Source organism: Streptomyces sp. NPDC055243, from assembly GCF_044544025.1.
Taxonomy (GTDB): domain Bacteria; phylum Actinomycetota; class Actinomycetes; order Streptomycetales; family Streptomycetaceae; genus Streptomyces.
Genome location: NZ_JBITWR010000012.1, coordinates 20970 through 46914 on the forward strand (window position 1 = coordinate 20970; position 25945 = coordinate 46914).

Below are 25945 nucleotides of genomic sequence, written 5' to 3' on the forward strand. Positions count from 1 at the left end.
TCCCGCGTCGGGGAGCCTCGCGGAGTCCGGTCGCGTCGGTCCCGTCAGTCCCGTGCGAGCCCGAAGCGCGCCCGCAGGCCCGAGCGTTCATCGGCGGCCACCGCGGCGGCCCCGTCCGCCACCGTCTCGTACACCGAGAGGATGTCGGCGCCCACCGTCGACCAGTCGAAGCGGCGCACGTGCTTGCTGCCGCGCTCCCGCAGCTCGTCGCGGCGCTCGGGGTCGCCCAGGAGCCGCAGCGCCGCGGCGGCCAGCGAGTCCGCGTCCTCGTTGGTGAACAGGTCGCCCGCGGCGCCCTGGTCGAGGACCTGCGCGAAGGCGTCCAGATCGCTGGCCAGGACGGGCGCGCCCGCCGACAGGGCCTCGACCAGGATGATCCCGAAGCTCTCGCCCCCGGTGTTGGGAGCGACGTACACGTCCACGCTGCGCAGCAGCCGCGCCTTGTCCTCGTCGCTGACCATGCCGAGGAACTCCACGCGCTCGCGCATCTCGACCGGCAGCGAGGAGACGGCCTCGTGCTCGTCGCCGCGGCCCGCGACGAGCAGCCGGGTGTCGGGGCGCTCGGCGAGGATCTTCGGCAGCGCCTTCATCAGCACCGGAAGGCCCTTGCGCGGCTCGTCGATGCGGCCGATGAAGCCGATCGTGCCGCCCTGCCACTCCTTCTTGGGCTCGACCTTGGCGAAGAAGTCGACGTCCACGCCGTTCGGGATGACGACCGCGTCGCCGCCCAGGTGCTCGACGAGCGTGCGGCGCGCGTACTCGCTCACCGCGATGCGCGCGCTGATCTTCTCCAGGGCGGGCTGCAGGATCGGGTACGCCGCGATCATCGCCCGCGAGCGCGGATTGGACGTGTGGAACGTCGCGACGATCGGGCCCTGCGCCGCCCAGCACGTGAGCAGCCCCAGGGAGGGCGAGGTCGGCTCGTGGATGTGGATGACGTCGAAGGTGCCGTCGTGCAGCCAGCGCCGCACCCGCGCGGCCGACAGGAACCCGAAGTTGAGCCGGGCCACCGAGCCGTTGTACGGAACCGGAACGGCGCGGCCCGCCGACACGACGTACGGCGGCAGGGGGGTCTCGTCGTCCGCGGGGGCCAGGACGGACACCTCGTGCCCGAGGCGGATCAGGTGCTCCGCCAGGTCGCGGATGTGGAACTGGACGCCGCCCGGCACGTCCCACGAGTAGGGGCAGACGATGCCGATCCTCACAGTGTCCCCTCGCCCGGAGCGTCGGCCCGGGCATCGCCGGGAACGTCGGCCGGAGCGTCGGCGGGCCCCTTGGCGGGGTCGAGATCAGCGAGCCACAAGCGCTGCAGCATGTGCCAGTCCTCCGGATGGTCGGCGATACCCGTGGCGAAGGCGTCTGCCAGCGCCTGCGTCATGACAGACGTCTTCTCCGTGCGGCTACCTGTCTCGGGGACATCGACAGGGGCGTGAACACGCCCCTTCATGACGGGCGTCTCGTCGAACCAGAGCGTGACCGGCAGCAACAGCGCCCCCGTCTGCTGCGCGAGGATCGCGGGCCCCGCGGGCATCCGCGCGGTGTCACCGAAGAACTTCACCTCGACGCCGGACGCCGAGAGGTCCCGGTCGGCGACCAGACAGACCAGGCCGCCCGCGCGCAGCCGCCGCGCCAGGGTGCCGAAGGCGGAGCCGCCCTCGTGCGGCAGGACCTCCATGCCCAGGCTCTCGCGGTAGGCGACGAAGCGGTCGTACAGCGTCTCGGGCTTGAGCCGTTCGGCGACCGTCGTGAACGGCGTCTCCAGCTTCGTGGTGACCCAGGCGCCCGCCAGGTCCCAGTTGCCCAGGTGCGGAAGCGCGAGGATGACGCCCTTGTCGGAGGCGAGGCCGTCCGTCAAGTAGTGGAGGTCCTTGATTTCGACGCCCGCCTTGATGCGCTCCTTGCTCCAGGACGGCAGCCGGAACGACTCCATCCAGTAGCGCAGGTAGGAGCGCATGCCGGCCCTGGACAGCTCGGCGAGGCGCTGCGGGCTCGCGTCGGGCACCACGCGCGCGTAGTTCGCCTCCAGGCGCAGAATGCCCTTGCCGCGCCGCTTCCACGCGGCGTCGGCGATGGTCCGGCCCAGCCGCACCGCCACCGGTTCGGGGAGCTTCTTGACCGAGCTCCAGGCGGCTCCGTAGAGCGCGTCGGTCAGTCGGTCCTTCACGACGTGGCCTCACTGCCCTGCGCCGTGGCCTCCGTGGCCGCGTCGGCCTCGGCGGCCTCCTTGCGCACGGTCACGACACGCTGAACGAGCGTGACGAGGCTGCCGACGGCGACGACCCACAGCGCGATGGGCAGCAGTACGTCGATGCCGGGCACCCCGAACTTGTGCAGCCCCGCGAGACCCGCGGCGACCAGCGAGATCACCAGGCGCTCGGCGCGCTCCACCAGGCCGTTGACCGCGACGGGCAGGCCGATCGCCTCGCCGCGCGCCTTCGTGTACGAGACCACCTGGCCGCTGGCCAGGCAGAAGATGGAGACGGCGCACAGGATGTTGTCGCCGCCCGAACCCGCGTACCAGAGCGCGAGGCCACCGAAGATCGCGCTGTCGGCCACCCGGTCGAGCGTCGAGTCCAGGAAGGCGCCCCAGCGGCTGGAGCGTCCCAGCTGCCGCGCCATGTTCCCGTCGACGAGGTCGGAGAACACGAAGAGCGTGATGACGATCGTGCCCCAGAAGAACTCGCCGCGGGGGAAGAAGACCAGCGCGCCCGCCACCACACCGGCCGTACCGATGAACGTGACCGCGTCGGGGCTCACGCCGCGACGGATGAGAAACGCGGCGAACGGTGTGAGAACACGCGTGAAGAATGCACGCGCGTACTTGTTCAGCATGGCCTTCCCGAGGGGTCGGTGAGCCGTGCGGCCCTGTTGGCCACCGGCTGGCCCATCGTAGTCACGACGTTGACGGACCGGCTCGCCCCCTCACGATCGCGTACGACGTATGGACGCACAGTGACCCGAGTGGAAAGCTCGAAAGCACCGCGGGCGTCGCCGGAGCCGACCCGCACACGGCCCCGCACGTCCGCGAGCAGCCAGCATCCCCGAGGGGGCTGTGCCTCCTCACCGTGCACGTAACCGGGAGGCCAAGGCATGGGCGACAAGGCGAACGCACACCCCGGAGCCGCCGGCAGGGCTACAGCGGCCGACCACCCCGCGTCCGTACGGAATGTGGTGCTGGTCGGCCACAGCGGATCGGGCAAGACGACTCTGGTGGAGGCCCTCGCGCTGACCGCGGGGGCGGTGAACCGCGCGGGCCGTGTGGAGGACGGCACCGCCGTGTCCGACTACGACGACATCGAACACCGGCAGCAGCGCTCGGTGCAGCTGTCCCTCGTCCCCGTCGAATGGGGCGGCTACAAGATCAACCTTCTGGACACCCCCGGGTACGCCGATTTCGTCGGCGAGTTACGGGCCGGTCTGCGCGCCGCGGACGCGGCCCTTTTCGTCGTTTCGGCCGCCGACGGCGTGGACGGCGCGACCCGCATGGTGTGGGAGGAGTGCGCGGCGGTCGGCATGCCGCGGGCCATCGTGGTGACCCACCTGGAGGCGGCCCGCGCCGACTTCCAGGAGATGACGCGGACCTGCGCGGAGGCCTTCGGGGCCGACGACCCCGACGCCGTGCTGCCGCTGTACCTGCCGCTGCACGGCGCCAAGGGTCCGGACGGGCACGCACCGGTGACCGGCCTGGTCGGGCTGCTCTCGCAGCGGATCTTCGACTACGCCTCCGGCGAACGGAAGGAGTCCGAACCGGGCGAGGACCAGCTACCGCTCATCGAGGACGCCCGCAACAAGCTGATCGAAGGGATCATCGCCGAGAGCGAGGACGAGTCCCTCATGGACCGCTACCTCAGCGGCGAGGACCTCGACTTCAAGACCCTCGTGGACGATCTGGAGCGGGCCGTGGCGCGCGGCATCTTCCACCCCGTGCTCGCGGCGGCGCCCGCCGCCGAGGGCGCCCGGCAGGGCATCGGCACGGTGGAGCTCCTGGAGCTGGTCACGGGCGGCTTCCCCACCCCCCTGGAGCACCCGGCGCCCGCCGTCACCACACCGGGCGGCAAGGCCAGGCCCGCGATCACCTGCGATCCCTCGGGACCGCTGGTCGCCGAGGTCGTGAAGACCGCGTCCGACCCGTACGTGGGACGCGTCTCGCTCGTACGCGTCTTCTCCGGCACCCTGCGCCCCGACGAGACCGTGCACGTGTCCGGGCACGGCCTGGCCGACCGCGGCCACGAGGACCACGACGTCGACGAGCGCATCGGCGCCCTCTCCTCCCCCTTCGGCAAGCACCAGCGCACGCTCTCCAGCTGCATCGCGGGCGATCTGGCCTGCGTCGCCAAGCTGAACCGCGCCGAGACGGGCGACACCCTCTCGGCCAAGGACGACCCGCTCCTGATGGAGCCCTGGGACATGCCCGACCCGCTCCTGCCGCTCGCCATCCAGGCGCACAGCAAGGCGGACGAGGACAAGCTCTCCCAGGGGCTCTCCCGCCTGGTCGCCGAGGACCCGACCATGCGCCTCGAACAGAACCAGGACACCCACCAGGTGGTCCTGTGGTGCCTGGGCGAGGCCCACGCCGACGTCGCCCTGGAGCGGCTGCGCAGCCGGTACGGCGTGCAGGTCGACGTGGTGAACCACAAGGTCTCCCTCCGGGAGACGTTCGCGGGCAGGTCGGGCGGGCGCGGCCGCCATGTGAAGCAGTCCGGCGGCCACGGCCAGTACGCCATCTGCGAGATCGAGGTGGAACCGCTGCCGGGCGGCAGCGGCATCGAGTTCGTCGACAAGGTCGTGGGCGGCGCCGTGCCCCGGCAGTTCATCCCGTCCGTCGAGAAGGGCGTGCGCGCACAGGCCGCGAAGGGCGTGGCCGCCGGATACCCCCTCATCGACGTACGCATCACGCTGCTCGACGGCAAGGCGCACTCGGTGGACTCCTCCGACGCCGCGTTCCAGACGGCGGGCGCGCTCGCCCTGCGCGAGGCCGCGGCCGACGCCAAGATCCACCTCCTGGAGCCGGTGGCCGAGGTGCGGGTCCTGGTCGGCGACGACCACGTGGGCTCGGTGATGAGCGACCTCTCGGGGCGCCGCGGCCGGGTGGTGGGAACCGAGCAGGCGCCCGGCGGGCGCACGCTCGTACGCGCCGAGGTGCCCGAGATCGAGATCGGGCGCTACGCCGTGGACCTGCGGTCCCTCTCGCAGGGCACCGCGCGCTTCAGCCGCACGTACGCACGCCACGAACCGATGCCGCCCCAGCTCTCCGAGAGGATTCGCGAACAGGCCCAGGACGCCTCCTAGTTGAGCGGCCGCCGCCCGTTCCGCCACCCGCGGGCGGGCGGCGTCCGAAGGGCCCCTGCCGGATGCCGGTGCGCACAGATACGCTGATGACCTGATCAACAGGTGTGCCGGGCAGGGAAGTCGGGAAGAGCCGCAGCAGCGAAGGTTGGCGGCGATGGGGGCGGCAGTGGCGGACGACGTATTCGACTTCAGGCCCGGGGCCCAGGTCCCGCTGTCCGGGGCCGCGGGGCAGACGGCGGCGACCCACGCCCTCGCGTCGGCCGCGTACCGCGACGACAAGGCATCGAAGATCCTCGACGCCAACAACGAATGGCACAAGTCCGAGGTCAAGGAAGGCCTTTGGTCGCTCTTCGCGCCGAATCTGGGCGAGGCGTTCGCACGGGCCGTGCAGGTTCGGATGCTCGGCGGCGCCCGCAAGCCGCTCATCCAGTCCTTCGGCATGGAACCGCAGTCGATCGTCGAGCACTGCCTCGCGGCGAACAACATCCGCAAGGACCGCGACCGTTGGCTCACCCTCGTGATGGTGCTGTGCGGCCTGCTCTTCCTGCCCGGACTCCTCCTCTGGCTGCTGCTCTTCACCGTCAAGCAGGCGGTCACCAAGGGGGACAACAAGCGGGCGAGCGCCATCGCGACGGCAGCCATGGTCGCCCTGGGCGTCCTCGCCGTGATCTTTCTCATCAAGCTGCCGGTCGACGGCCCCCTCGGCTGGTACATACGCGCGGCGATCGTCGTTCCCGTGGCGGGCTGGTTCTGGGCCAAGCTGATCGCCGAGCGCACCGCGAGGGACCTGCGCGAGCGCTGGTCGAGCCTGCTCTCCGGCGGCGGCATCGGCGCCAAGATCCCCGAAGCGGTGCCGGGCAGCCCGGGCGAGACGGCCGCCGAGCAGCTCCGTCAGGGCCTGGCTCGCCTGTCGGCCGAGCAGCAGAGCAACTCGGTCTTCTACGCGGGCCCCAAGGGAATACTGGGCATGGGCACCCGCTGGGGCAGCTGGCAGCTCGCCGAGGAGCTGGTCTCCGGCAAGGAAGGCACGGAGATCCACCCGTTCCGCAGCTGGGACGTCATACGCGCGGTGCACGACCAGCTGCGCCTGCTCGAGCGCGGGCCGCTGCACACCGGCGGCTTCCCGACCCCGTCGATAAAGCACTGGATCGTCTCCCCCATCGGGGAGAACGCGAAGGCGGTGGCCCGCCCCAGCGGCACGGAGGTCGAGGCCTTCCAGGTCCGGGGCCACGAGATACAGCGGATCTGCAACGAACAGCAGTTCGGCGGCGGCGACCGGCACTACCTGGGCTGCCAGTTCACCCTCTGGGACGGCCAGTTGGTCATCACGATGCTGATCACGGTGACCGTCCTGCACGAGACGCTGCGCATCGAGGTCACCGGCCACGCGCTCGGACCGGTCCACTCACTGTTCACCAGCAAGCCCGACCCCAAGGTCAAGCAGGTCTCCAAGCCCATCAAGTTCTGGGAGACCACCGAGCGCAAACTGCCGCTGGTCAACGCCGACGAGGTCGTACGGCTCGCGGTGCGGGCGCCCTTCACCTGGTACCCGCCGATCCTGGACCACCTCGGCGGCAAGCTGGTCCTGCCCGAGCCCTTCGGCCTGCGGCACGCCTGGGCGGAGAAGCCGTGGCGGCACCGCTTCATGGCCGACGACGCGCTGCGCGCGGCCACGCCGGTGCTGCGCGTGGTGCACTCGGCGGCCATCAAGGTGCTCGAGGAGAACGGCGTGGACACCGAGAAGTTCGGCAACCGCTCCGGCCTCCTCAGCGGAATGGTCCAGGACCCGATGCCGAGGAAGGCGGACGTGTACGACGCGTGAGACACGCCGCGGGCCGGGCTGCGAGCCCGGCCCGCGGGACGCGTCAGAGCGCGGCGGGCCAGGCGTCGGCCAGCATCTTGCGGGTGTCCGCGAGCAGCTGCGGCAGGATCTTGGTGTGCCCCACGACCGGCATGAAGTTCGTGTCCCCGCCCCAGCGGGGCACGATGTGCTGGTGCAGATGCGCGGCGATGCCGGCCCCTGCCACCGTGCCCTGGTTCATGCCGATGTTGAAGCCGTGCGCGCCGGACGCGGCGCGCAGCGCGACCATGGCCTGCTTGGTGAACTCACCGAGCTCGGCCGTCTCCGGGACGGTCAGCTCGGTGTAGTCGGCGACGTGGCGGTAGGGGACGACCATCAGATGGCCGCCGTTGTACGGGTAGAGGTTGAGCACCGCGTACACCTGCTCGCCGCGTGCGACGACCAGACCGTCCTCGTCGGATTTGGCCGGGATGGAGCAGAAGGGACAGCCGTCGTCGGCGCCCGGACCGCTCGGCTTGTTCTCGCCCTGGATGTACGCCATCCGGTGGGGCGTCCACAGGCGCTGGAACGCGTCCTGCGTCCCCACTCCGATCTGCTGCTCCGGCTCACTCGTCATGCAGTGCAGCATATGACTTGGCCCGATCGAAGCGTGTCGGCGGGGCGCCCGCCGCCCGCGGCACGGGGAAGCTGGGGCGATGACCGATGACAGCCGTCAGACACACTGGGAGAGCCGCACGGAAGCACCGCTCGCCGTGGCGTCGCTCCTCTACCTGACCGCGTACGCGGTATGGGTCCTGGCCTCGGGGCTGCCCGAGGCATGGCGCACCGTCTGCCTGGTGGTGCTCCTCACGGCCTGGGCCGCTTTCGCCGTGGACTACGCGGTGCGGTGGCGGCTCAGCGGGCAGGGAGCGCGCTTCGTACGCGGCCACTGGCAGGACACCCTCGTCCTCGTCCTGCCCCTGCTCCGGCCGCTGCGGATCGTGCACATCTACGAGGCCGTCCAGCGCAGGCACGGCAAACCGCGCCTCGCGCTGCACGCGCGCGTGGTCACGTACGCCGGTCTCTCCGCGCTGCTCCTGGGCTTCGCCGGGGCGCTGGCCGTCTACCAGCAGGAGCACGCGGCACGGGGCGCGACGATCCGCAGCTTCGGGGACGCGGCGTGGTGGGCGTCGGCCACGCTCGCGACCGTGGGCTACGGCGACGAGACACCGGTGACGCCGGTGGGGCGCCTGATCGCGGTGGGCATGATGCTCTGCGGCCTCGCGCTGCTCGGCGCGGTGACGGGGGCGTTCTCGTCGTGGCTGCTTCAGGTGTTCGCACGGGAGGACGACGAGAGGCCCCCGGGACGCTGAACGTCCCGGGGGCCTCGTACCCGCGTGCGCGGGGTCGGGTCACACCTGCTCGCGGCTCTCCACCACGTCCAGGAGCTTGGCGAGCGCCTGGTCGCGCGGGATGCCGTTCTCCTGCGAGCCGTCGCGGTAGCGGAAGGAGATCGTGCCCGCGTTCATGTCGTCGTCACCGACGATGATCATGAAGGGGACCTTCAGCTTCTGCTGCGTCCTGATCTTCTTCTGCATGCGGTCGGAGGAGGCGTCCACCTCGACCCGCAGGCCCTTCTTCTTGGCCTCGGCCGCGAACTCCTGGAGGTAGGGGACGTGCGCGTCCCCGACCGGGATGCCCACCGCCTGCACCGGCGCGAGCCACGGCGGCATGGCGCCCGCGTAGTGCTCCAGGAGCACGGCGAAGAACCGCTCGATTGAACCGAAGAGCGCACGGTGGATCATCACCGGACGCTGCTTGCTGCCGTCCGGCGAGGTGTACTCCAGGTTGAAGCGCTCCGGCAGGTTGAAGTCCAGCTGCACGGTCGACATCTGCCAGGTGCGACCGATGGCGTCCTTGCACTGCACGGAGATCTTCGGGCCGTAGAAGGCGGCGCCCCCCGGGTCGGGAACGAGCGGCAGGCCCTGCTTCTCGGCCACCTGCTGCAGCGTCGCGGTGGCCTCTTCCCAGATCTCGTCCGAGCCGACGAACTTCTCCGGGTCCTTGGTGGAGAGCTCCAGGTAGAAGTCGGTCAGGCCGTAGTCGCGCAGCAGGTTCAGGACGAAGGTGAGCGTCTTGTCGAGCTCGTCCGCCATCTGCTCCTTGGTGCAGTAGATGTGCGCGTCGTCCTGGGTGAAGCCGCGGGCACGGGTCAGACCGTGCACGACGCCCGACTTCTCGTACCGGTACACGGTGCCGAACTCGAAGAGGCGCAGCGGCAGTTCACGGTAGGAACGCCCGCGCGCATCGAAGATCAGGTTGTGCATCGGGCAGTTCATGGGCTTGAGGTAGTAGTCCACGCCCTCGTCGAGCTGCATGGGCGGGTACATGCCGTCGGCGTACCAGTCCAGGTGGCCCGAGGTCTCGAAGAGCTTCCCCTTCGTGGCGTGCGGGGTGTAGACGAACTCGTACCCCTCCTCCTCGTGGCGGCGCCGCGAGTAGTCCTCCATGACCCGGCGGATGATGCCGCCCTTGGGGTGGAAGACCGCCAGGCCCGAGCCGATCTGCTCGGGGATGGAGAAGAGGTCCAGCTCGCTGCCGAGCTTGCGGTGGTCGCGCTTCTCGGCCTCGGCCAGGAACTCCAGGTGGGCCTTGAGCTCGTCCTTGGTGGGCCAGGCGGTGCCGTAGATGCGCTGGAGCATCGGGTTCTTCTCGCTGCCGCGCCAGTACGCGGCGGCGTTGCGCATCAGCTTGAACGCCGGGATGTTCCGGGTGGTGGGCAGGTGCGGACCGCGGCAGAGGTCCTTCCAGCACAGGTCGCCGGTCTTCGGGTCGAGGTTGTCGTAGATGGTCAGCTCGCCGCCGCCCACCTCGACGTCCGCGCCGTCGTCGCTGGACGCGGAGCCCTTGATGCCGATGAGCTCCAGCTTGTACGGCTCGTCGGCGAGCTCCTCGCGGGCGGCCTCGTCGGTGACGACGCGGCGCGAGAAGCGCTGGCCGCGCTTCTGGATCTCCTGCATCTTCTTCTCGACGGCCTTGAGGTCCTCGGGCGTGAAGGGCTTCTCGACGTCGAAGTCGTAGTAGAAGCCGTTCTCGACCGGCGGGCCGATGCCCAGCTTGGCCTCGGGGAAGAGCTCCTGCACGGCCTGCGCCATGACGTGCGCGGTGGAGTGGCGCAGGATGTTCAGGCCGTCCTCGGAGGAGATCTCGACCGGCTCGACCTCCTCGCCGTCCTGTACCGCGTACGCGAGGTCCTTCAGCTCACCGGCCACGCGGGCGGCGACGATGGTGCGCTCGCCGGCGAAGAGTTCGGCGGCCGTAGTGCCCGTCGTCACCACGCGCTCTTCCCGCTCGGAATCGCGTTGGATGATCACACGGACGTCTGACACCGGTCTTCTCCTACCTGAAGGGGGTCGCGGCAGATCGACTCCTGCACGCGAAACGAATCGTACCGAGCCGGGGGCGCCCACCGCGAAACGGTTCTCTCCCCGGCCCCGGCCGCGCCCCGCCTCAGTCCCCGCTGCACGCCTCCTCGAAGAAGTCGAGATTCTCCTGGAGCGACTTCATCAGGCGGTCCTTCTCCCCCTCGTCCACCTGCACCGGCACCACTCCGGAGGCCCCGGTGAGCCGCCGGAACCCGCCCCGGCTCTCAAGCCGCCCGTGCACCCGGATCGGCAGCCCCACCAGGTGGGCGTGGCCCGCGATGCGGTAGGACTCCTCGTCGAGGGTCATGCGTACGCTGGGGACGTCCACGCCCGCCAGCACCCGGACCCGCACCGTGCCCTCGCCCCGCGGCCCCGACCGCCGCAGCCGCACCACGGCCCCCGTGATCCGCACCGGCATCGCCGGCTCGTCCCGCAGATAGCGCGCGCCCGCCTCCCGCAGCACCGGCAGGTCACCGGGCGAGAACTCGACGGGATCGGCGTCGACGGCGCACCCCTCGGGCACCCCGGCGGCCGGCGCCCACTCCACGGCGACCCGCGCCCCTTCCGTGCCCCGCACCAGGGCCACCACGGCCTCCGTGAGCTCATGGCTGACGCCCGCCTCGACGGCGCCGTCGAAGGCGTCCATGCCGCCGGTGGCGCGTTGGTAGTCGACGGCTTCGCGGACCGCGTACAGCGCCTGGTGCAGCCGCACCGCCAGCAGACGCCCGGTCAGGACGGGCACGAACGCGGTGAGCTGCCGCCCGCCGGGAGCGGGTCCCACCAGGACGTTCTCCAGGGACGCGGCGGCGGGCCCGCGGTGCCGCGCCCCGTAGTACCCGGCACGGGCGCGCGCCGCGAGGGCTCCGGCGAGCAGCATCTGCCGCGCCGCCGCCCGCAGTTGCTCCTCGGCCGTCCAGGTCGCGGCGCCCGCGGGCCCCACCGGGACATCGCGCCACCAGCGGATCTCGTCGCTGGGCACGGTGAGCCCGACGAGCACGTCACGGGCGGACGGCGACGCGCTGCGCGACAGGGCGATGAGCGCCTCGCCGAGCAGGTCCTCGCAGTCCGGGAAGGCCCTGCTCTCCGGCACGAGCAGGCTCGTGCCGCCTGCGCCGGGGCCTGGCGGGGTCCAGCGGGCGTAGCGTCCCGCCGCTCCCCCGCGCCGGTGCCAGCCGTGCCGTGCGAGCAGTGCGCCGAGCACGGTGGGGTCGACCTGCGAAGGGTCGGGGGGACCGGCGGCCAGCGGATCGGCCCAGCTGCCCGCGGCTTCGACGGGGTGCGGGCGAACGGGGCGTAGTGGCTCTTCGATCGGGCGGTGCATCAGGGTCTCCCTCCCGTCCCGACCCGCGTCATGATCTCGCAGAGGGCCCTGTCGTCGAAGATCCGCGAGGTCGGGACGCGGACCGTGGTCCTGCGCCGGCCGGTCACCCGGTGTCCGGCGAGGTTGGTCCAGTAGCAGCAGTGCCGCAGGTCGAGCCGGTCGTGGCTCGCGCGCAGCCAGTCGTCCTGCGACCGGGGCACGAGCATCACGACCAGGATCTTGTGCACCGAGACCGGGGTGCGGGCGAGCTTCTCCAGGTGCGGATTGTCGAGCGTGAAGGAGAAGGCGGCGCCCGGCGGGTTCGGCGGTATCTGGTAGGTGCACTTGAGCTGCACCTTGATGGTGACTTCGTCGTCGACCGTGTGCCCGGGGGCGCTGTGGCTGACGTGCCAGTCGATTCCGTTGTCCGGAAAGGGTTGTGAGAGCGAGCACCCCGCCGCGGCGGCGACAGCGTGCAGATAGCCCACCTGAAGGGTCTCCATACAGGCGGTGGTGGCGAGTGTGCCGCGCGGCGGTGCGATCCGCTCGGGCAGCAGCCCACCCTGTTCGGGCTGCGCGAGCGCCATGTCCAACGAGCCTTCCGAACCAGTGAATCCCCGCTTCGGGCCGGTCAATTCCGTTGCCCTGTACCTCTGTTGTCTCCGGGCCGCGTACAGCGCAAACGGCCCGGGTATCACCGGTGTGGGCAGGGGAGGAAAGCCATCTGCCGGACATGATCGAGGAGTTGCGTCACTATGACGTGCTGGTACGAGGGGCCCTTGGCCGCATTCGACACCGAGACCACGGGCGTCGACGTCGAGACCGACCGCATTGTGTCGGCCGCCGTCGTCGTCCAGCAAGGCGCGGGCACCCGCCCGCGCATCACCCGCTGGCTGGTGAACCCGGGCGTTCCCGTGCCCGAGAGTGCCACCGCGGTGCACGGCCTGACGGAGGAACATCTTCAGCACAACGGCCGCTGGCCCGCGCCGGTGATGGAGGAGATAGCGAGGGAACTGGCGGAACAGGGCGCCGCGGGCCGCCCCATCGTCGTCATGAACGCACCGTTCGATCTGACGATCCTGGACCGCGAGTTGCGCAGGCACCGCGCGTCCTCGCTCAGCCACTACATGGCGGGGTCCTCGCTGTGCGTGCTGGATCCGCGGGTCCTGGACAAGCAGCTCGACCGGTACCGCAAGGGGCGCCGCACGCTGACCGATCTGTGCGCGCACTACGCGGTGGAGCTGGACGAGGCGCACGACGCGGCGGCCGACGCGCAGGCCGCGCTGGACGTCGTGCGTGCCGTGGGACAGCGTTTCGCGTCGCGGCTCGAACGGCTCTCGGCGGCCGAGCTGCACGCGCTGCAGGCGGTGTGGCACGCGGCGCAGGCACGCGGACTACAGGCGTGGTTCGCGCGCAGCGGTACACCTGAGGCAGTTGATCCGGCGTGGCCGCTGCGTCCCGAACTGCCTGCGGCAGCCTGACCGTCGTCGGTGCGACGCGGGCATGAAGCTGTGCGGGTATGAAGCTGTGTGGACATGAAAAAACCGGTCCGTCGGTGACGGACCGGCATTCTCCGGGTGGGCGATACTGGGTTCGAACCAGTGACCTCTTCGGTGTGAACGAAGCGCTCTCCCACTGAGCTAATCGCCCGGGAACGGACTGAACAATACAGGTCTTCACGGGTTTCCTTCAAACCGCTTCCGCGAGAGCCGTCAGCCCCCTGTGAGGTGCTCCCTCAGACCTCGCTCGCCCGCACGCATCATCAGCGCGTGGTTGAGGAGGAAGACGGGCCTCCCGGGGACGGCGAGGCGCCGCATCAGCGGTTTGCGCACCACTACTTCCTGGTCGTAGACCGCTCGCGTCCCGCCCGGTACCGCCGTGACGGTCCAGCGCGCCCAGCCGTGCAGATCCCCGGTCATCCCTATCTCCAGGATTCCGGAGTCCGGGTCGCGGCGCCGCTCCTCGCCGGTGACGAACAGGTCGTAGGGCAGGAAGGAGCGGAAGCGCGCGGTGCCGCTGCGTTCGTCGACGGGCGTCACCTCGCGCACCTGGGGCCACCACGCCGGATACTCCTCGGCGCGTTCGAGGACGGCGTACACGTCGGCGAGCGGCGCGGGCACGTGCCAGACGCTGCGGAAGCGGTAGTGGCTCCAGTCCATGGACCGAGTCTGCCGGGAGGGGCCCGATCTGAGTACGTCCTGAGTATCCGAACCGATGCCCGCCACAGTGTTCCCGGCCACACTCCACGGGCATGACGAACATTCCGCCCCCGGCCGAGGAGCTGCGCATCCTCGACCTGGAGCTGCACCGACTCGACGCGCGCAGGTCGCAGTTGCTGCACCGCCGAGCCTGGCTGGTCAGCTCCCTCCAGGCAGTGGCGGCACCGGCCCCCGCTCCCCCGCGGCCGGTCCGCGCCCCGGAGGCCACCCCGCCGAACGTGCAGAACGTGCTGCTCACGCTGGGCGGCATCCTGCTGACCATCGCGGCGATCGCCTTCACGTTGGTGAGCTGGGGGCACCTGGGCATCGGCGGACGCAGCGCCGTCCTCGCGGCCGTGACGCTGACGGCCCTGGGCGTGCCCGCGCCGCTGCTGCGCCGCAGGCTGCGTTCGACGGCGGAGACGGTGGCCGCGCTCGGCCTCGCCCTGACCGTGCTCGACGCGTACGCCCTCCATGCCGTCGCCCTGCCACAGGCCGACGGCCTGGGCTACACGGCGGTCGCGTCCGCCGTGCTCGCCGCGCTGTGGGCGGCGTACGGTCTGTCGTTCCGCGAGCTGCGGCTGCCCTTGCCGCTGGCCGTGGCGAGCGCTCAACTCCCCTTGTTCCTCTGGGTGCGCGCCGCTGACGCGGGTGACCACGCCACGGCTGCGGCGCTCCTGGTGACGGCGGCGTTCGACGTCGCGATCGCGCTGCGGGTCGGCGCCGAGGGCGTGCGCGTCGTCGCGACCGTGGGCGCCTGCGCCGCGGGGCTGTGGGGTGCGGTGGGCGCCGGGTACCTGTCCTGGTCGGCAACGGGGCTGCCCGACGCGGCGCGGGCGAGCGCGCTCCTGCTGCTGGCCGCCTCCGTCGCGCTGGTGGCGGCGTGGCTGATCACGCCGCCCCCGCAGGCGACGGTTGCGGCGTTCGCGGGCGGCTTGCTCGTGACGGCGGCCGCCGGTGGCGTGCTGCGCGAGGCACTGCCCGCCGCGTGGACGGTCCCCGCCTATCTGGCGTGCGGCGTCGCGCTGTTGGCGGTCGTCCGCACCTCCCTGCCCAGCCCCGTGCTGCGCGGGATCGCCGGGTCGGCGCTCCTGGTGCACGCGCTCGCGGCGCTGTGGACGCTGCCCGCGCTGGTCTCCGCGCTGCTCGGCCCCGTGAGTTGGGCCGGGAAGCCCTGGTCGGGCGCACCACGGGGCACGGATGACGCCATCGCGGTGCCCGGCCTGTCCGTCCAACACCCCGTCATGGCCTCACTCGTACTGGCAACCATCGCCGGGGTCCTACTCACAGCCGCCAGGCTGCTGCCCACCGCCGTGACCGCCGCGACTACAGCGACCGCCGTGAGCACCCCGGGCACACCGGCTGCCACCCCTGCCGCAGGCCCCGCCGCGGGGCGTGGCGCAGAGCCAGGCACAGCCCCCGCAGCAGGTCCCGGCGCGACACCCGGAACAGAGCCGGGCGCAGGTCCCGGCGAGGGGCGCGGCGCGAAGCCAGACGTAAGTCACGCAGGACCCGGCGCGGAGCTGAGCGCCACGCGCGGAACAGAGCCGGACGCAAACCCCGCTGGCCCCGGCACGAGCCGCGCCACGGAGCCCAGCGCAGCACGCGGAACAGAGCCGGACGCAGACCCCGCCGCCGAGCGGGCGGGGCAACTGCCGCACAGCCAGGCAGCGGCCGCCCCTGCCGCACATCCCGCAGGCCCCGCAGGCCCCGCAGGCCCCGCAGGCCCCGCAGGCCCCGCAGGCCCCGCAGGCCCCGCCTCCGAGCGGACCGTACCGCCCCTCGTCGCCATCTCACCGCGGGCCGGCACACCGTTCCTGAACGACCCCGGCGCCACTCGTTCCGGCGCCCTGTTCCTCGCCTGGGCCGCCGCCCTCGTCCTCCCGTCCGCCGTCCAACTCCCTTACGCGGCCGGGGTATCGGCGTACGTCGTGCTCACCGCCGCCCTGCTCGCCGTCGCCTCGCGTGTCGGCTCGACGGCGGTGGCCCTCACCTCGCTGGGTCTGGCGCTCGCCTCATCGGTGAGCGTCGCGTTCCTGGCCCTGGCCACCACGGGGGCGACGCTCGGCACGCTCGGCGCCCTGACGGCACTGTTCCTCGCGGCGACCGTGTTCGCCGTCCGCCGCCGGGAAGCCGCTCCGGGCGTGGCACCCGCCGCCGCGTGCGCCACGATCGCGTACGCCACCGCGCTCGCCTTCGCCTCGGGAGCTGCCCGGGACCTGCGTCCGGACCACACGGGGCTCCTGATGCTCGTCGTACCGGCACTCGGCGCCCTCGTCGCGGCCCGGCTCGGCCGGCACCCGCTGACGCTGCCGGTCGAGATCACCGGCGCGGTCGCGGGCGGCCTCGCCATCGTCCTCACCGCGGGCCACCCGACGACCCTCGCCCTGGCCCTCGCGCTCGGCGGCGTCATCGCCGCGGGCACCGCGCTCCGCACGGACCGCCGACAGGTCGGATACGCGGCCGGGGCCCTGTTCCTCCTGGCGACCTGGGTGCGCCTGGCCGCCTGGGGCGTGGGGGCCCCGGAGGCGTACACCCTGCCGGTCACCGTCCCCGCACTCCTGATCGGCGCGCTACGACGCCGCCGCGCCCCGGAGACGTCCTCCTGGACGGCCTACGGCCCCGGCCTCGCGGCGACCCTCCTGCCGAGCCTCGTCGCCGCCTGGAGCGACACGCACTGGCAGCGCCCGCTGCTCCTGGGCACCGCGGCCCTGTTGATCACGCTGGTGGGGGCCCGGCACCGGCTGCAGGCACCGTTGGCGCTCGGCGGCACGGTCCTCGCCCTGGACGCGCTGCACGAACTGGCGCCCTACATCGTCCACGTGGTGGACGCCCTGCCGCGCTGGCTGCCGCCCGCACTCGCCGGACTCCTGCTGCTCACCGTCGGCGCGACGTACGAACAGCGGCTGCGCGACGCACGCCGGGTCCGTGACGTTCTCGGCAGAATGCACTGACTCCGCTTTTTTCCGTTCGGCGGCCGGCTCCGCAGCAGACGGAGCGTCACATTCCTTGTGCCGCACGGAAATGCGAGCGAATACGACTGCGGCCCGGAGGCTGTTAAGCCTCCGGGCCGCAGTTCCGGGGTGGGCGATACTGGGTTCGAACCAGTGACCTCTTCGGTGTGAACGAAGCGCTCTCCCACTGAGCTAATCGCCCCGGGCGCACGGAGAACATTACCGCATGTCAGCGGTGCCTCCGACCGCCGTGGAGTCACCCGAAGGTCACTCCTTGATCTTCCATGGCATCTCGAGCCCGAACTTCCAGACGTAGATCCCGACGAGCACGGCGATGATCACCAGGCCGATGGTCGTCAGGATGATGTTCCGGCGGCGCACCTTGGGGTCGAGCGCACGCTGCGCCGCCTCGGTGACCTTCCGCTTCGTCCAGCGAAGGACCAGCTGGGCCCAGACGAACTCGGTCGCCCAGATCGCCATTCCACCGAAGATCACCAGCCAGCCCGGTCCGGGCAGCGGCAGCATCACGATGCCGGCGCCGACCACGGCGAGGCCGACGATGAAGACGCCCACCTGCCAGCTGAGGTGCAGCGCCTTGCGGGCCTGGATGAACTCCGGCGCACGCGATCCGAGCGGCTGGTCGTCCTTCGTGCCGGTGATTGTTTCGGCAACCCCCGGCTCGTTACTCCCCGTATTCATACGGCCAAACCCTACCGGACGGAAACCCGTCACTGGAATGGCCGTACCTCCCGAACAAACAACCCGCCGTACGAGCTACCTAAAGACACCCAAAACCCTCAGAGGGGTTTACAACGGCACCGTAGGTGGCATGTCGATTTCGCCGACGTGCGAATCCCCGAGCGCACACTGAGCGAAAGGCCCTGGCGCTTATGAACACCACGGTCAGCTGCGAGCTGCACCTGCGCCTCGTTGTGTCGAGCGAGTCCTCACTGCCTGTACCCGCAGGACTGCGGTATGACACGGCCGATCCCTATGCCGTGCACGCCACCTTCCACACCGGAGCCGAGGAAACCGTCGAGTGGGTGTTCGCCCGCGACCTCCTCGCCGAGGGCCTGCACCGGCCCACCGGTACCGGCGACGTCCGAGTCTGGCCGTCCCGGAGCCACGGTCAGGGTGTTGTCTGCATCGCCCTGAGTTCCCCCGAGGGTGAGGCTCTGCTCGAGGCCCCGGCGCGGGCCCTTGAGTCGTTCCTGAAGCGAACCGATGCGGCCGTGCCGCCCGGCACGGAACACCGCCACTTCGATCTGGATACGGAGCTCTCGCACATCCTGGCCGAAAGTTAGCTCAGGCAGCGCGAGAGCGCCCGGCGCCGTCCGACTCGGGGCGACGGCTCGGGCATGAGAACCGCACAGTGCAGACACACCGGCGCCGTCGCCGCGGATTCCCGCGGGGACGGCGCCGGTGTGTCGTGTCGTGAAGCCGCTAGCATCGGCCAGCATCGGCGGGCACCCTTCCCCTGGCTCTGATGAGCAGGGGAGGCCCCCACTACCCCCAGGCCAGGGAGCAAATCGTGCTGATCACCCACGACACCCGGTGCGCACTCGACGCCGTGGTCGATCTGGTGAACACCGCGCCGGACACCGAGAGCACCGCGAGCGCCGAGACGGAGGGACTCACGGACGTCGCAGCCCTGGAGGCCTTCGTGCAGAGCCACGGCATAAGTGACGTCGGCGTGCTCTCGGAGCGTGACCTGATCGGCGTCCGGCAGATCCGGAGCCGCTTCCACGAAGTCTTCGCGGCCTCCGAGCCGCAGGCCGCGGCGGCGGTGATCAACGAACTGATCGCGGCGGCGGGCACCACGCCCCGTCTCACCGACCACGACGGCTACGACTGGCACGTGCACTACTTCGCACCCGGTGCCTCCATCGCCGACCACCTCGCGGCGGACTGCGGGATGGCGCTGGCGTTCTTCGTGGTCGCCGGTGAGCAGGAGCGGCTGCGGCGCTGCGAGGCTCCGGACTGCCGGCGCGCCTTCGTCGACCTCTCCCGCAACCGCTCGCGCCGCTACTGCGACAGCCGCACCTGCGGAAACCGGCTGCACGTCGCCGCCTACCGGGCCCGGCGCAAGGAAGCGGCGGGCTGAGCCCCGGCCGCGGCCCCCTTAGAGCCGCAGCAGGTCGTGCAGCGACCCCATCAGGATCAGGACGCCGATCACCGCCAGAAAGATCATCAGGGGTGGCTGGGAGAGCGCGAACAGACAGCCCTTGGGCTCTTCCGTCGCGGCTCGCTCATCGGTCGGCGGGGCGGCATCGCCCGGTGCGGTCTCCAGCATCTCGCGGCGATGATGACTCAGTCCCGGGGGCTCCGATGACCAACACGCCCGGGAAGCGCGGGAGTTCACCGCCTTCCGTGACCTGCGAAAGTCCAGCGCCGCGCACGCTGCGTCCACGGCTCACCAGCGACGCACCTCATCAGGCCCGACCGCACCGCCGTCCACACGAACGAGGGAGTCCCAGGCCCTTCGAACGCGGACGCTTGTTGACGAAGGGGGCGGCGTGCGGGGCGGCGGGCGGGGCCGCTCCCGTCAGATGCCGTGCTTCGTTCAGATGCCGTGCTTCTTCAGGATGGCCTCGATGTCACTGAAGTCCTCCTTGGGCGCCGCCGCCTTCGGCTGGGCAACCGGCTGGGCGGCCGGGCGCGCTCCCTGGCCCAGGGAGGGCGCGGACGCCGCGGGGGCCACGGCATCGCGCTGGGCCGCCTTCGCGGCCTTGCGCTCCTTGCGGGTGCCGCCGGAGCGGCGCTCCACGGCGCGAGTGATCATGAAGAGCAGCCAGGCGACGCCCAGGACCCCGAAGCCCGCCCAGGCCTTCATGCTGAAGGCGGTGTCGGCAAGCCATCCGACGACGCCGGTCATCACCAGGCCGACCGGCACCAGGGAGTAGGCGGCGAGGCGCGTCGCCGCGAGGAAACGCTTGCGGTAGGCCGTGATCGCGGCGATGCCGAGGCCGGCCGCGGATACGGCGGAACAGACGGTCTCGGCAATCATCCGATCCTCCAGGCGTGCGGGCGTAGACGCTGACACTGTCGCCCTTCCATCCTGCACCGGGTGGGCCCCCACAAGCCACGCCCGGAGCGGACTTCAGGGACATATCAGGGTCACGCCTCCTCCGCAGGTTCCGGTCGCCGCCCCGGGCCCCGGTTGGGAGGCGCGCGCGGGGCTGGAAGACTGGGGCGCATGAGCGACTCTGCCCCCGCCGCCCCCACCGGCCCCCTCGTCATCGACATCTGGTGCGAGCTGCAGTGCCCGGACTGCCGGACCGCCCTCGACGACGTACGCGCGCTGCGTGCCCGCTACGGCGACCGCGTCGACCTGCGCCTGCGGCACTTCCCCCTCGAAAAGCACAAGTACGCCTTCGCCGCCGCCCAGGCCGCCGAGGAGGCCTTCGAGCAGGGACAGGGCTGGCCGTACGTCGAGGCCGTGCTCGGCCGGGTCGAGGACCTGACCCGCAAGGGAGAACCCCTCCTGGTCGAGATCGCGCGCGAACTGGGGCTGGACGCGGAGGAGTTCGACACCGCGCTCGTCGACGGCCGGCACATCCTGATCGTCGACGCCGACCAGGCCGAGGGCAAGGCGATCGGCGTCACCGGCACACCGACGTACGTCATCGGGGGCGAGCGCCTCGACGGCGGGAAGAGCCAGGACGGCCTCCTCGAACGCGTCGAGGAGATCACGGACCTCCTGCTCGCGGCCTCCGGTCAGCACGACGCCTAGAGCTCGCCCAAAGCTCCCCTGGAGCTCGCCTAGAGCAGCTGCTTGTAGACGTAGTACATGACCGATTCGTAGCCCAGCGACTCGTACAGACGCAGGGCCGGGGTGTTGCCCGCGAAGACGTTGAGGCCGATGCGGCGCAGGCCCACCGCCCGGGCCTGGGTCTCCGCGAGCAGCATCAGGGAGCGGCCGTGGCCGCGTCCGCGGTACTCCTCGTCGACCTCGACGTCGAAGACGAACGCGTCGCCGTCCCGCAGCGCGAGCCAGAGGGTGCCGACCTTCGTGCCTTCGTGCGTGAGCACGCAGAGGCTGGTGCCGGGGGTGGCGAGGCCCTGGGGCAGGTGGTCGGCGTGGTCGGCGTCGGACTTGGCGCGCGCCTCGGCCTCCGGGACCCCGCGCTCGATCCAGGTCTGCGCGTAGTCCTCCTTCTCGCGGGCCAGCCACACCTCGTACTCGTCCTCGGTCATCTCCCGCCCCTCGACGCCCGCGGGCAGCGCGGGCGGCTCGGCGGTCAGGGGCTTGGCCATCTGGCGGTTGCGCTCCTGGTAGCCGAGGGACACGGCGAGGCGGTGGGCCGCCGCGGCCTCGGCGGGCACGGCCACCTCGATCCGCTTGCAGCCCCAGCCGCGCGCCACCTCCTCGGCGGCGAGCACGGCGACGGTGGCACGGCCGCGCCTTCGGTCGGTCTCCTTGATGCTCAGGTCGCGCATCTCGGCGACGCCCGGTCCGAAGACGGGGTGCGTGGCGAGTTCTATCCCGCCCACAGGACGGCTGTTCACACACACTTCGTACGTGCGTGACTTGGCGCCGTCAGCGCTCTGCTGGAGCGGCCCGGTCGGCCGCAGGGTCGTGGTCATCAGTGGTGTTCTACCCGCCCAGCGGCTCGTGCGTCATCAGGAATACGTGCGTTTGCGCCCTCGTGCCCCACCGGTCACGGATCGAGGTCGTCCGCCGCCCGCTCGTCGAAGATCCGCATCGCCTTGGCGGTCACCGGACCCGGTGCGCCGGACAGTTCACGCTCGTCGATCCGGTGCACGGCCTGCACGTCACGGAGCGTCGAGGTCAGGAACACCTCGTCGGCGCGGTCCAGGACGTCCAGCGGCAGATCGGTCTCGCGCGCGTTCGTCCAGTCGACGGCCAACGCGCGCGTGATGCCCGCCAGACACCCGGAGGCGACCGGCGGCGTGTGGATCTCGCCGTCGAGCACCACGAAGACGTTCGATCCCGTGCCCTCGCACAGCTGCCCCACCGTGTTGGCGAACAGCGCCTCCGAGGCGCCCTGTTCACGGGCGCGCGCCAGGGCGACGACGTTCTCGGCGTACGAGGTGGTCTTCAGGCCGGTCAGGGCGCCGCGTTCGTTGCGGGTCCACGGCACCGTGATCACGGCGGTCGTGTCGGGGCGCCTTTCGGTCTCGCCGAGGGCGACCACCAGCGTCGGCCCCTGGTCACCGCGGTCCGAGCCGAGCGGCGAGAGGCCGCCGGTGTACGTGATGCGCAGGCGCCCCAGCGGCATCGGGTTGGCGTCGAGGACGGCGGCGCAGGCCGTGCGCACCTCGTCGAGGTCCGGCTCGGGCAGGCCGAGGCCGCGCGCCGAACGGGCGAGCCGGTCCAGGTGCCGGGTCAGCGCGAAGGGCCGCCCCGCGACCGACTTCACCGTCTCGAAGATTCCGTCGCCGACGGTCAGTCCGTGGTCGAGCACGGAGACACGGGCGGTCTCGAGGTCCTGCAGGCTGCCGTTGAGCCAGATCTTCACTGAGAGGTCCCTCCACTCACTTCGTACGCCCCCGACGCTACCGCCAGCAGCCGTTCCGCCTTCAGCTCGGTCTCCCGCCACTCCCCCTCGGGGTCCGAGCCCCAGGTGATCCCCGCGCCGGTGCCGAAGCGCAGCACTCCCTGCGCGCGGTCGATCCAGAAGGTGCGGATGCCGACGGCCAGTTCGCCGGCGCCCCGGTCGGCGTCGACCCAGCCGATGCCGCCGCAGTACGGGCCGCGGGGCGCGGTCTCCAGGGCATCGATGATGCGCAGGGCGCTGGACTTGGGGGCGCCGGTGACGGAACCGGGCGGGAAGGCGGCGGCGAAGAGTTCGGGCCAGCCGGCGTCGGGGCGCAGCTCGCCGCGGACGGTGGAGACGAGGTGGACGAGCCCGGGGTGCTTCTCGGTCACGCAGAGCTCGGGGACGGTCACGGAGCCCGTCTCGCATATCTGCCCGAGGTCGTTGCGGACGAGATCCACGATCATGACGTTCTCGGCGTGGTCCTTCTCCAGCAGATCGGCCTCGGTGCGGCCGGTGCCCTTGATCGGCCCCGACTCGACGACGCGTCCCTCGCGGCGCAGGAACAGCTCGGGGGACGCCGTCGCTATCTCGATGCCGTGCTCGGGCAGCCGGATCGTCCCGGCGTACGGAGCGGGGTTGCCGCGCGCGAGGAGTGCGGTCAGGGCGTCGATGTCCGCACGGTCCACGCCGTCGGGAACCGGCGCGGACAGCACGCGGCAGAGGTTCGCCTGATAGACGTCGCCGGCCGCGATGTGTTCGCGCACCCTTCGTACGCCGTCCACGTACGCGGCGCGGTCGAGCGACGACGTCCAGTCACCGGCGGCGGGTCCCCGCCACGCGCCAGGCACCGGAGCGGGCACCGGTTCCTCGCGTACGTCGTCGAAGCGGGCGCAGACCAGTTCGCCCTCGAAACTCGCGGACACCGCCCAGAATCCCCGGGAGTCCAGCGCCGAGGGATCGCTGGTCACGTCCCTGAGGCCGGTCGCGAGCAGGCCGCCGAAGCGCGCCATGGGGAGGGAGGCCCCGGAGGGCGGCCGGGAGGACATCTGAGGGGCGCTGTGCACGTCTGCGAGTCTATGACCGGTGTCCTGGTGGCGCCCCGGGCCGGTGACAGCGCAGCACGCTGCGCAAACGCGTTTTTGTACTGGCCCAGGAATCCGCTAGAGTTCAACACGTCGCCGGGACGCGCAAGCGGGCCGGGAAAGACAAGCGGACGTAGCTCAGTTGGTAGAGCGCAACCTTGCCAAGGTTGAGGTCGCCAGTTCGAACCTGGTCGTCCGCTCGCAGGATGTGGGGGATCTTCCCGAACCCCCGCCCTCCTGGTGGAGTGGCCGAGAGGCGAGGCAACGGCCTGCAAAGCCGTCTACACGGGTTCAAATCCCGTCTCCACCTCCAAGCGCGATTAGCTCAGCGGGAGAGCGCTTCCCTGACACGGAAGAGGTCACTGGTTCAATCCCAGTATCGCGCACGCAGCACAGCACGTAGCACAAGCACAACTGAAGGTCCGGTCCGCAAGGATCCCCGCGCGATTAGCTCAGCGGGAGAGCGCTTCCCTGACACGGAAGAGGTCACTGGTTCAATCCCAGTATCGCGCACGCAGTACGCAGCACACGCAGGTTGACCCGCGCGATTAGCTCAGCGGGAGAGCGCTTCCCTGACACGGAAGAGGTCACTGGTTCAATCCCAGTATCGCGCACCATCCGTACGAAGCCCCCGGCCGTTCCCACGGCCGGGGGCTTCGTCGTTCCTCCGGTCAGGAGGAGAAGAGCATGTGCCCGAAGCTCTTGTGGCGCTTGTTGTGGCCGTAGTGCCCGCCGTGGCCGCCGTGGTGGCCGCCGTGCTGGGGAGCGCCCCACGCCGGGGCGGGAGCGGCCGGGTAGGCCTGGGGGGCGGGGGCCGCCGGGTACGCCTGCGGGGCGGGCGGCGGGGGCGGGCCCTGCTGGCCGCCCCACTGATTCTCGAGTCGGCTCAGGGACTCGAGCTCGCCGTAGTCGAGGAATATCCCGCGGCAACCGCTGCACTGCTCGATCTGGACGCCATTGCGGTTGTACGTGTGCATCGGTGCACGGCACTTGGGACACTGCATGGTCGGCTCAACTCCTCGCCGGTCGTGACTGCTTAGCCGGATCTCTGCCCGGCTTCGGTGGGTTGCACCCTACTTCGTGACGGTGGGCGCCAACTCCGGCGGGAGGACGGCCATTCGGTCACAGGCGTCGACCACCGCCTGCTCGATCTCGTCGAGGGGCCGGTTCTCCTTGACGGACTTGGCGATCGCCAGGGCGGCGGTCTGTGCGGTGAGGGCGCGGGCCGGTACGTCGAGGGCTGGCCAGGGGTCCGTGCCGTCGGCGGGGACCGCCGGTCCGCGTGCCGCGCGGTAGGCGCCGAGGAAGCGGGTCCACTCGTCCGGGGCGAGGAGGCCGCAGGCGTACCAGGCCGCGGGGCGGGCCAGGTCCCAGGCCGGGTCGCCGAGGCCCAGGTCGTCGACGTCGATGAGCAGCCAGCGCCCTTCGGGGGTGCGGACCAGCTGGCCCAGGTGCAGGTCGCCGTGGCACAGGAGCCCCGGGAGCGGGGCCGGGGCCTCGGCTCGGGCCCAGGCGGGGAGCGTGGCCCAGGCGCGCTCGACGGGGGCGGCCGCGGGGTGCGCTCCCGCGGCCCGCATCCGCGTCATCGCCCGGGCGGCCTTCGCGGGGCCGCGCATGTCCGGGAGCGGCTGCGGGAGCTCGGCCGGGGGTGTGGCGTGCAGGCGGGCCAGGAGGGTGGCGGCGGCTTCCCAGGGGGCGGCGTCGGGGTCGTCGCGGTCCACCGGAGTACCGGCCTGCCAGAAGGTGACCAGCCGGCCGTGGAGCGGGACCGCGGCCTCGCCGAGCGGAGGCAGCAGGGTGCCGGTGAGGGCGGCGGCGACCTTCAGGCGGGCCGCGAGTTCGGTGGGGTCCGTGCCCGGGGCGTGGGCCTTGGCCACGGTGTCGCCGTGCCGGACGACCGTGGCGTCGTCCCGGTCGGCCAGGACGGCTTCGGAGGCGCAGGCACAGGGCCCCGGGGTGCGGTGGGCCGCGCGGCGAACCTTGGCAGTCAACGCGGGCAGCAGAGCGGTCACGGGTCCCCTGACGTACATGGAATCGGCACTGCCCGCGAGCGTACGCGGCCCAGTCCCCAGCCCACCCGCCGCCGAGAACGGCCTCGGTGACGGACCGACCCCCAGCCCGTCCCCTGCTGAGGGCGAACCCGGTGGAGGACCGGCCCTCAGCCCACCCGCCGCCGAGAACGGCCTCGGTGACGGACCAACCCCCAGCCCGTCCCCTGCTGAGGGCGAACCCGGTGGAGGACCGGCCCCCAGCCCACCCGGCGCCGAGGACGACCTCGGTGACGGACCGGCCCCCAGTCCACCCGCTACTCAGGGCGAACTCGATGGAAGACCGGCCCTCAGCCCACCCGCCGCTCAGGACAGACGCGACGGCCGGGGAAAATCTCCGCCCATCCCGCGCTTGACGACGAACT

Annotated in this window: 24 protein-coding genes and 7 tRNA genes; 13 read left to right on the forward strand and 18 right to left on the reverse strand. The window is 71.5% G+C overall.

Going from position 1 to position 25945, the window contains the following annotated elements; genetic code table 11:
• Positions 1–44: 44 nt before the first annotated feature.
• The 3 genes from ACIGXX_RS30365 to pgsA are packed head-to-tail and all read right to left on the reverse strand — an operon-like array spanning position 45 to position 2832.
• Positions 45–1205 carry a glycosyltransferase family 4 protein gene (locus ACIGXX_RS30365; RefSeq protein ID WP_351164845.1) on the reverse strand — a complete coding sequence of 387 codons (1161 nt, stop codon included), beginning with the start codon at positions 1203–1205 and terminating at the stop codon, positions 45–47.
• The gene (locus tag ACIGXX_RS30370) at positions 1202–2164 is read right to left on the reverse strand and encodes a phosphatidylinositol mannoside acyltransferase (RefSeq protein ID WP_351164847.1); all 963 of its coding nucleotides are present in this window, start codon (positions 2162–2164) and stop codon (positions 1202–1204) included. The genes ACIGXX_RS30365 and ACIGXX_RS30370 overlap by 4 nt, the downstream gene beginning before the upstream one ends.
• Positions 2161–2832 carry a phosphatidylinositol phosphate synthase gene (gene pgsA / locus ACIGXX_RS30375; protein WP_361463259.1) on the reverse strand — a complete coding sequence of 224 codons (672 nt, stop codon included), beginning with the start codon at positions 2830–2832 and terminating at the stop codon, positions 2161–2163. Before pgsA ends, ACIGXX_RS30370 begins: the two co-directional genes overlap by 4 nt.
• 258 nt (positions 2833–3090) lie before the next feature.
• Between pgsA and ACIGXX_RS30380 the strand changes: the two genes are divergently transcribed.
• Together ACIGXX_RS30380 and ACIGXX_RS30385 are read left to right on the forward strand one after the other, a co-directional pair.
• On the forward strand, positions 3091–5289 hold the full coding sequence (locus ACIGXX_RS30380) for an elongation factor G-like protein EF-G2 (RefSeq protein ID WP_351164849.1): 2199 nt from the start codon (positions 3091–3093) through the stop codon (positions 5287–5289).
• A 154-nt stretch (positions 5290–5443) separates the two neighbouring features.
• Positions 5444–7111 (forward strand): hypothetical protein, encoded by a 1668-nt coding sequence (locus ACIGXX_RS30385; RefSeq protein ID WP_399980368.1) that lies wholly within the window; start codon positions 5444–5446, stop codon positions 7109–7111.
• A gap of 43 nt (positions 7112–7154) precedes the next feature.
• Here the strand turns inward: ACIGXX_RS30385 and ACIGXX_RS30390 are convergent, their stop codons facing one another.
• Positions 7155–7718 carry an HIT domain-containing protein gene (locus tag ACIGXX_RS30390; RefSeq protein WP_351164852.1) on the reverse strand — a complete coding sequence of 188 codons (564 nt, stop codon included), beginning with the start codon at positions 7716–7718 and terminating at the stop codon, positions 7155–7157.
• 67 nt (positions 7719–7785) lie between these two features.
• Here ACIGXX_RS30390 and ACIGXX_RS30395 point away from each other — a divergent pair, with 67 nt between their 5' ends.
• The gene (locus ACIGXX_RS30395; RefSeq protein WP_351164853.1) at positions 7786–8442 is read left to right on the forward strand and encodes a potassium channel family protein; all 657 of its coding nucleotides are present in this window, start codon (positions 7786–7788) and stop codon (positions 8440–8442) included.
• 39 nt (positions 8443–8481) lie between these two features.
• Here ACIGXX_RS30395 and thrS read toward each other — a convergent pair whose 3' ends face one another.
• The 3 genes from thrS to ACIGXX_RS30410 all read right to left on the reverse strand — a co-directional run bounded on the left by thrS (position 8482) and on the right by ACIGXX_RS30410 (position 12381).
• The gene (thrS, locus tag ACIGXX_RS30400) at positions 8482–10458 is read right to left on the reverse strand and encodes a threonine--tRNA ligase (RefSeq protein ID WP_351164854.1); all 1977 of its coding nucleotides are present in this window, start codon (positions 10456–10458) and stop codon (positions 8482–8484) included.
• A gap of 121 nt (positions 10459–10579) precedes the next feature.
• Positions 10580–11818, reverse strand: a complete 1239-nt coding sequence (locus ACIGXX_RS30405) for a hypothetical protein (RefSeq protein ID WP_351165144.1) — start codon at positions 11816–11818, stop codon at positions 10580–10582.
• On the reverse strand, positions 11815–12381 hold the full coding sequence (locus tag ACIGXX_RS30410; protein ID WP_351164855.1) for a DUF4365 domain-containing protein: 567 nt from the start codon (positions 12379–12381) through the stop codon (positions 11815–11817). The genes ACIGXX_RS30405 and ACIGXX_RS30410 overlap by 4 nt, the downstream gene beginning before the upstream one ends.
• A 168-nt stretch (positions 12382–12549) precedes the next feature.
• On the opposite strand from ACIGXX_RS30410, the gene ACIGXX_RS30415 reads away from it, so the two are divergent.
• A complete protein-coding gene (locus tag ACIGXX_RS30415; protein WP_351164856.1) occupies positions 12550–13275 on the forward strand; it encodes a 3'-5' exonuclease in 726 nt (241 codons plus the stop codon).
• A 97-nt stretch (positions 13276–13372) separates the two neighbouring features.
• Here the strand turns inward: ACIGXX_RS30415 and ACIGXX_RS30420 are convergent.
• A tRNA-Val gene (locus ACIGXX_RS30420) sits at positions 13373–13444 on the reverse strand.
• Between the two features lie 62 nt (positions 13445–13506).
• Positions 13507–13953 carry an SRPBCC family protein gene (locus ACIGXX_RS30425; RefSeq protein ID WP_361463254.1) on the reverse strand — a complete coding sequence of 149 codons (447 nt, stop codon included), beginning with the start codon at positions 13951–13953 and terminating at the stop codon, positions 13507–13509.
• Positions 13954–14045: 92 nt separating this feature from the next.
• On the opposite strand from ACIGXX_RS30425, the gene ACIGXX_RS30430 reads away from it, so the two are divergent.
• Positions 14046–16946, forward strand: a complete 2901-nt coding sequence (locus ACIGXX_RS30430) for an SCO7613 C-terminal domain-containing membrane protein (protein WP_399980375.1) — start codon at positions 14046–14048, stop codon at positions 16944–16946.
• A gap of 130 nt (positions 16947–17076) precedes the next feature.
• On the opposite strand, the gene ACIGXX_RS30435 is transcribed toward ACIGXX_RS30430, so the two are convergent.
• Together ACIGXX_RS30435 and ACIGXX_RS30440 are read right to left on the reverse strand one after the other, a co-directional pair.
• A tRNA-Val gene (locus tag ACIGXX_RS30435) sits at positions 17077–17148 on the reverse strand.
• A 65-nt stretch (positions 17149–17213) separates the two neighbouring features.
• Positions 17214–17645, reverse strand: coding sequence for a TIGR02611 family protein (locus tag ACIGXX_RS30440; protein WP_351164859.1), 432 nt, complete (start codon positions 17643–17645; stop codon positions 17214–17216).
• Between the two features lie 191 nt (positions 17646–17836).
• On the opposite strand from ACIGXX_RS30440, the gene ACIGXX_RS30445 reads away from it, so the two are divergent.
• Together ACIGXX_RS30445 and ACIGXX_RS30450 are read left to right on the forward strand one after the other, a co-directional pair.
• A complete protein-coding gene (locus ACIGXX_RS30445) occupies positions 17837–18250 on the forward strand; it encodes an SsgA family sporulation/cell division regulator (RefSeq protein ID WP_003959770.1) in 414 nt (137 codons plus the stop codon).
• A 227-nt stretch (positions 18251–18477) separates the two neighbouring features.
• Positions 18478–19050 carry a CGNR zinc finger domain-containing protein gene (locus ACIGXX_RS30450; protein WP_351164861.1) on the forward strand — a complete coding sequence of 191 codons (573 nt, stop codon included), beginning with the start codon at positions 18478–18480 and terminating at the stop codon, positions 19048–19050.
• 18 nt (positions 19051–19068) lie between these two features.
• Here the strand turns inward: ACIGXX_RS30450 and ACIGXX_RS30455 are convergent, their stop codons facing one another.
• Both ACIGXX_RS30455 and ACIGXX_RS30460 read right to left on the reverse strand, forming a co-directional pair.
• Positions 19069–19239 carry a hypothetical protein gene (locus ACIGXX_RS30455; RefSeq protein WP_351164862.1) on the reverse strand — a complete coding sequence of 57 codons (171 nt, stop codon included), beginning with the start codon at positions 19237–19239 and terminating at the stop codon, positions 19069–19071.
• A 270-nt stretch (positions 19240–19509) separates the two neighbouring features.
• Positions 19510–19953, reverse strand: coding sequence for a hypothetical protein (locus ACIGXX_RS30460; protein WP_351164863.1), 444 nt, complete (start codon positions 19951–19953; stop codon positions 19510–19512).
• A 189-nt stretch (positions 19954–20142) separates the two neighbouring features.
• Between ACIGXX_RS30460 and ACIGXX_RS30465 the strand changes: the two genes are divergently transcribed.
• On the forward strand, positions 20143–20679 hold the full coding sequence (locus ACIGXX_RS30465) for a DsbA family protein (RefSeq protein ID WP_351164865.1): 537 nt from the start codon (positions 20143–20145) through the stop codon (positions 20677–20679).
• A 29-nt stretch (positions 20680–20708) separates the two neighbouring features.
• On the opposite strand, the gene ACIGXX_RS30470 is transcribed toward ACIGXX_RS30465, so the two are convergent.
• The 3 genes from ACIGXX_RS30470 to ACIGXX_RS30480 form a co-directional block, all read right to left on the reverse strand.
• A complete protein-coding gene (locus ACIGXX_RS30470; RefSeq protein WP_351164866.1) occupies positions 20709–21533 on the reverse strand; it encodes a GNAT family N-acetyltransferase in 825 nt (274 codons plus the stop codon).
• Positions 21534–21607: 74 nt separating this feature from the next.
• Positions 21608–22429, reverse strand: a complete 822-nt coding sequence (locus tag ACIGXX_RS30475; RefSeq protein WP_399980383.1) for an aminotransferase class IV — start codon at positions 22427–22429, stop codon at positions 21608–21610.
• The gene (locus ACIGXX_RS30480) at positions 22426–23496 is read right to left on the reverse strand and encodes a chorismate-binding protein (RefSeq protein WP_399980641.1); all 1071 of its coding nucleotides are present in this window, start codon (positions 23494–23496) and stop codon (positions 22426–22428) included. The genes ACIGXX_RS30475 and ACIGXX_RS30480 overlap by 4 nt, the downstream gene beginning before the upstream one ends.
• 163 nt (positions 23497–23659) lie before the next feature.
• Between ACIGXX_RS30480 and ACIGXX_RS30485 the strand changes: the two genes are divergently transcribed.
• The 5 genes from ACIGXX_RS30485 to ACIGXX_RS30505 all read left to right on the forward strand — a co-directional run bounded on the left by ACIGXX_RS30485 (position 23660) and on the right by ACIGXX_RS30505 (position 24149).
• Positions 23660–23732: transfer RNA gene (locus tag ACIGXX_RS30485), tRNA-Gly, on the forward strand.
• A gap of 39 nt (positions 23733–23771) precedes the next feature.
• Positions 23772–23845 (forward strand) — tRNA-Cys (locus tag ACIGXX_RS30490).
• A gap of 1 nt (position 23846) precedes the next feature.
• Positions 23847–23918 (forward strand) — tRNA-Val (locus ACIGXX_RS30495).
• Positions 23919–23973: 55 nt separating this feature from the next.
• Positions 23974–24045, forward strand: a tRNA-Val gene (locus ACIGXX_RS30500).
• A 29-nt stretch (positions 24046–24074) separates the two neighbouring features.
• A tRNA-Val gene (locus tag ACIGXX_RS30505) sits at positions 24075–24149 on the forward strand.
• 54 nt (positions 24150–24203) lie between these two features.
• Here ACIGXX_RS30505 and ACIGXX_RS30510 read toward each other — a convergent pair.
• The gene (locus ACIGXX_RS30510; protein ID WP_351164869.1) at positions 24204–24536 is read right to left on the reverse strand and encodes a zf-TFIIB domain-containing protein; all 333 of its coding nucleotides are present in this window, start codon (positions 24534–24536) and stop codon (positions 24204–24206) included.
• Positions 24537–24605: 69 nt separating this feature from the next.
• Entirely contained in the window at positions 24606–25562 is a 957-nt protein-coding gene (locus tag ACIGXX_RS30515; RefSeq protein ID WP_399980386.1) for an aminoglycoside phosphotransferase family protein, read from the reverse strand.
• Positions 25563–25945 lie beyond the last annotated feature (383 nt).

What these genes read in the sequence shown, in the direction of transcription:
- pgsA (WP_361463259.1), bottom strand. Translation starts at nt 2,832, where the DNA reads ATGCTGAACAAGTACGCGCGTGCATTCTTCACGCGTGTTCTCACACCG.
- ACIGXX_RS30380 (WP_351164849.1), top strand. Translation starts at nt 3,091, where the DNA reads ATGGGCGACAAGGCGAACGCACACCCCGGAGCCGCCGGCAGGGCTACA.
- ACIGXX_RS30385 (WP_399980368.1), top strand. Translation starts at nt 5,444, where the DNA reads ATGGGGGCGGCAGTGGCGGACGACGTATTCGACTTCAGGCCCGGGGCC.
- ACIGXX_RS30390 (WP_351164852.1), bottom strand. Translation starts at nt 7,718, where the DNA reads ATGCTGCACTGCATGACGAGTGAGCCGGAGCAGCAGATCGGAGTGGGG.
- ACIGXX_RS30395 (WP_351164853.1), top strand. Translation starts at nt 7,786, where the DNA reads ATGACCGATGACAGCCGTCAGACACACTGGGAGAGCCGCACGGAAGCA.
- ACIGXX_RS30410 (WP_351164855.1), bottom strand. Translation starts at nt 12,381, where the DNA reads ATGGCGCTCGCGCAGCCCGAACAGGGTGGGCTGCTGCCCGAGCGGATC.
- ACIGXX_RS30415 (WP_351164856.1), top strand. Translation starts at nt 12,550, where the DNA reads ATGACGTGCTGGTACGAGGGGCCCTTGGCCGCATTCGACACCGAGACC.
- ACIGXX_RS30425 (WP_361463254.1), bottom strand. Translation starts at nt 13,953, where the DNA reads ATGGACTGGAGCCACTACCGCTTCCGCAGCGTCTGGCACGTGCCCGCG.
- ACIGXX_RS30430 (WP_399980375.1), top strand. Translation starts at nt 14,046, where the DNA reads ATGACGAACATTCCGCCCCCGGCCGAGGAGCTGCGCATCCTCGACCTG.
- ACIGXX_RS30440 (WP_351164859.1), bottom strand. Translation starts at nt 17,645, where the DNA reads ATGAATACGGGGAGTAACGAGCCGGGGGTTGCCGAAACAATCACCGGC.
- ACIGXX_RS30445 (WP_003959770.1), top strand. Translation starts at nt 17,837, where the DNA reads ATGAACACCACGGTCAGCTGCGAGCTGCACCTGCGCCTCGTTGTGTCG.
- ACIGXX_RS30455 (WP_351164862.1), bottom strand. Translation starts at nt 19,239, where the DNA reads ATGCTGGAGACCGCACCGGGCGATGCCGCCCCGCCGACCGATGAGCGA.
- ACIGXX_RS30460 (WP_351164863.1), bottom strand. Translation starts at nt 19,953, where the DNA reads ATGATTGCCGAGACCGTCTGTTCCGCCGTATCCGCGGCCGGCCTCGGC.
- ACIGXX_RS30465 (WP_351164865.1), top strand. Translation starts at nt 20,143, where the DNA reads ATGAGCGACTCTGCCCCCGCCGCCCCCACCGGCCCCCTCGTCATCGAC.
- ACIGXX_RS30470 (WP_351164866.1), bottom strand. Translation starts at nt 21,533, where the DNA reads ATGACCACGACCCTGCGGCCGACCGGGCCGCTCCAGCAGAGCGCTGAC.
- ACIGXX_RS30480 (WP_399980641.1), bottom strand. Translation starts at nt 23,496, where the DNA reads ATGTCCTCCCGGCCGCCCTCCGGGGCCTCCCTCCCCATGGCGCGCTTC.
- ACIGXX_RS30510 (WP_351164869.1), bottom strand. Translation starts at nt 24,536, where the DNA reads ATGCAGTGTCCCAAGTGCCGTGCACCGATGCACACGTACAACCGCAAT.
- ACIGXX_RS30515 (WP_399980386.1), bottom strand. Translation starts at nt 25,562, where the DNA reads ATGTACGTCAGGGGACCCGTGACCGCTCTGCTGCCCGCGTTGACTGCC.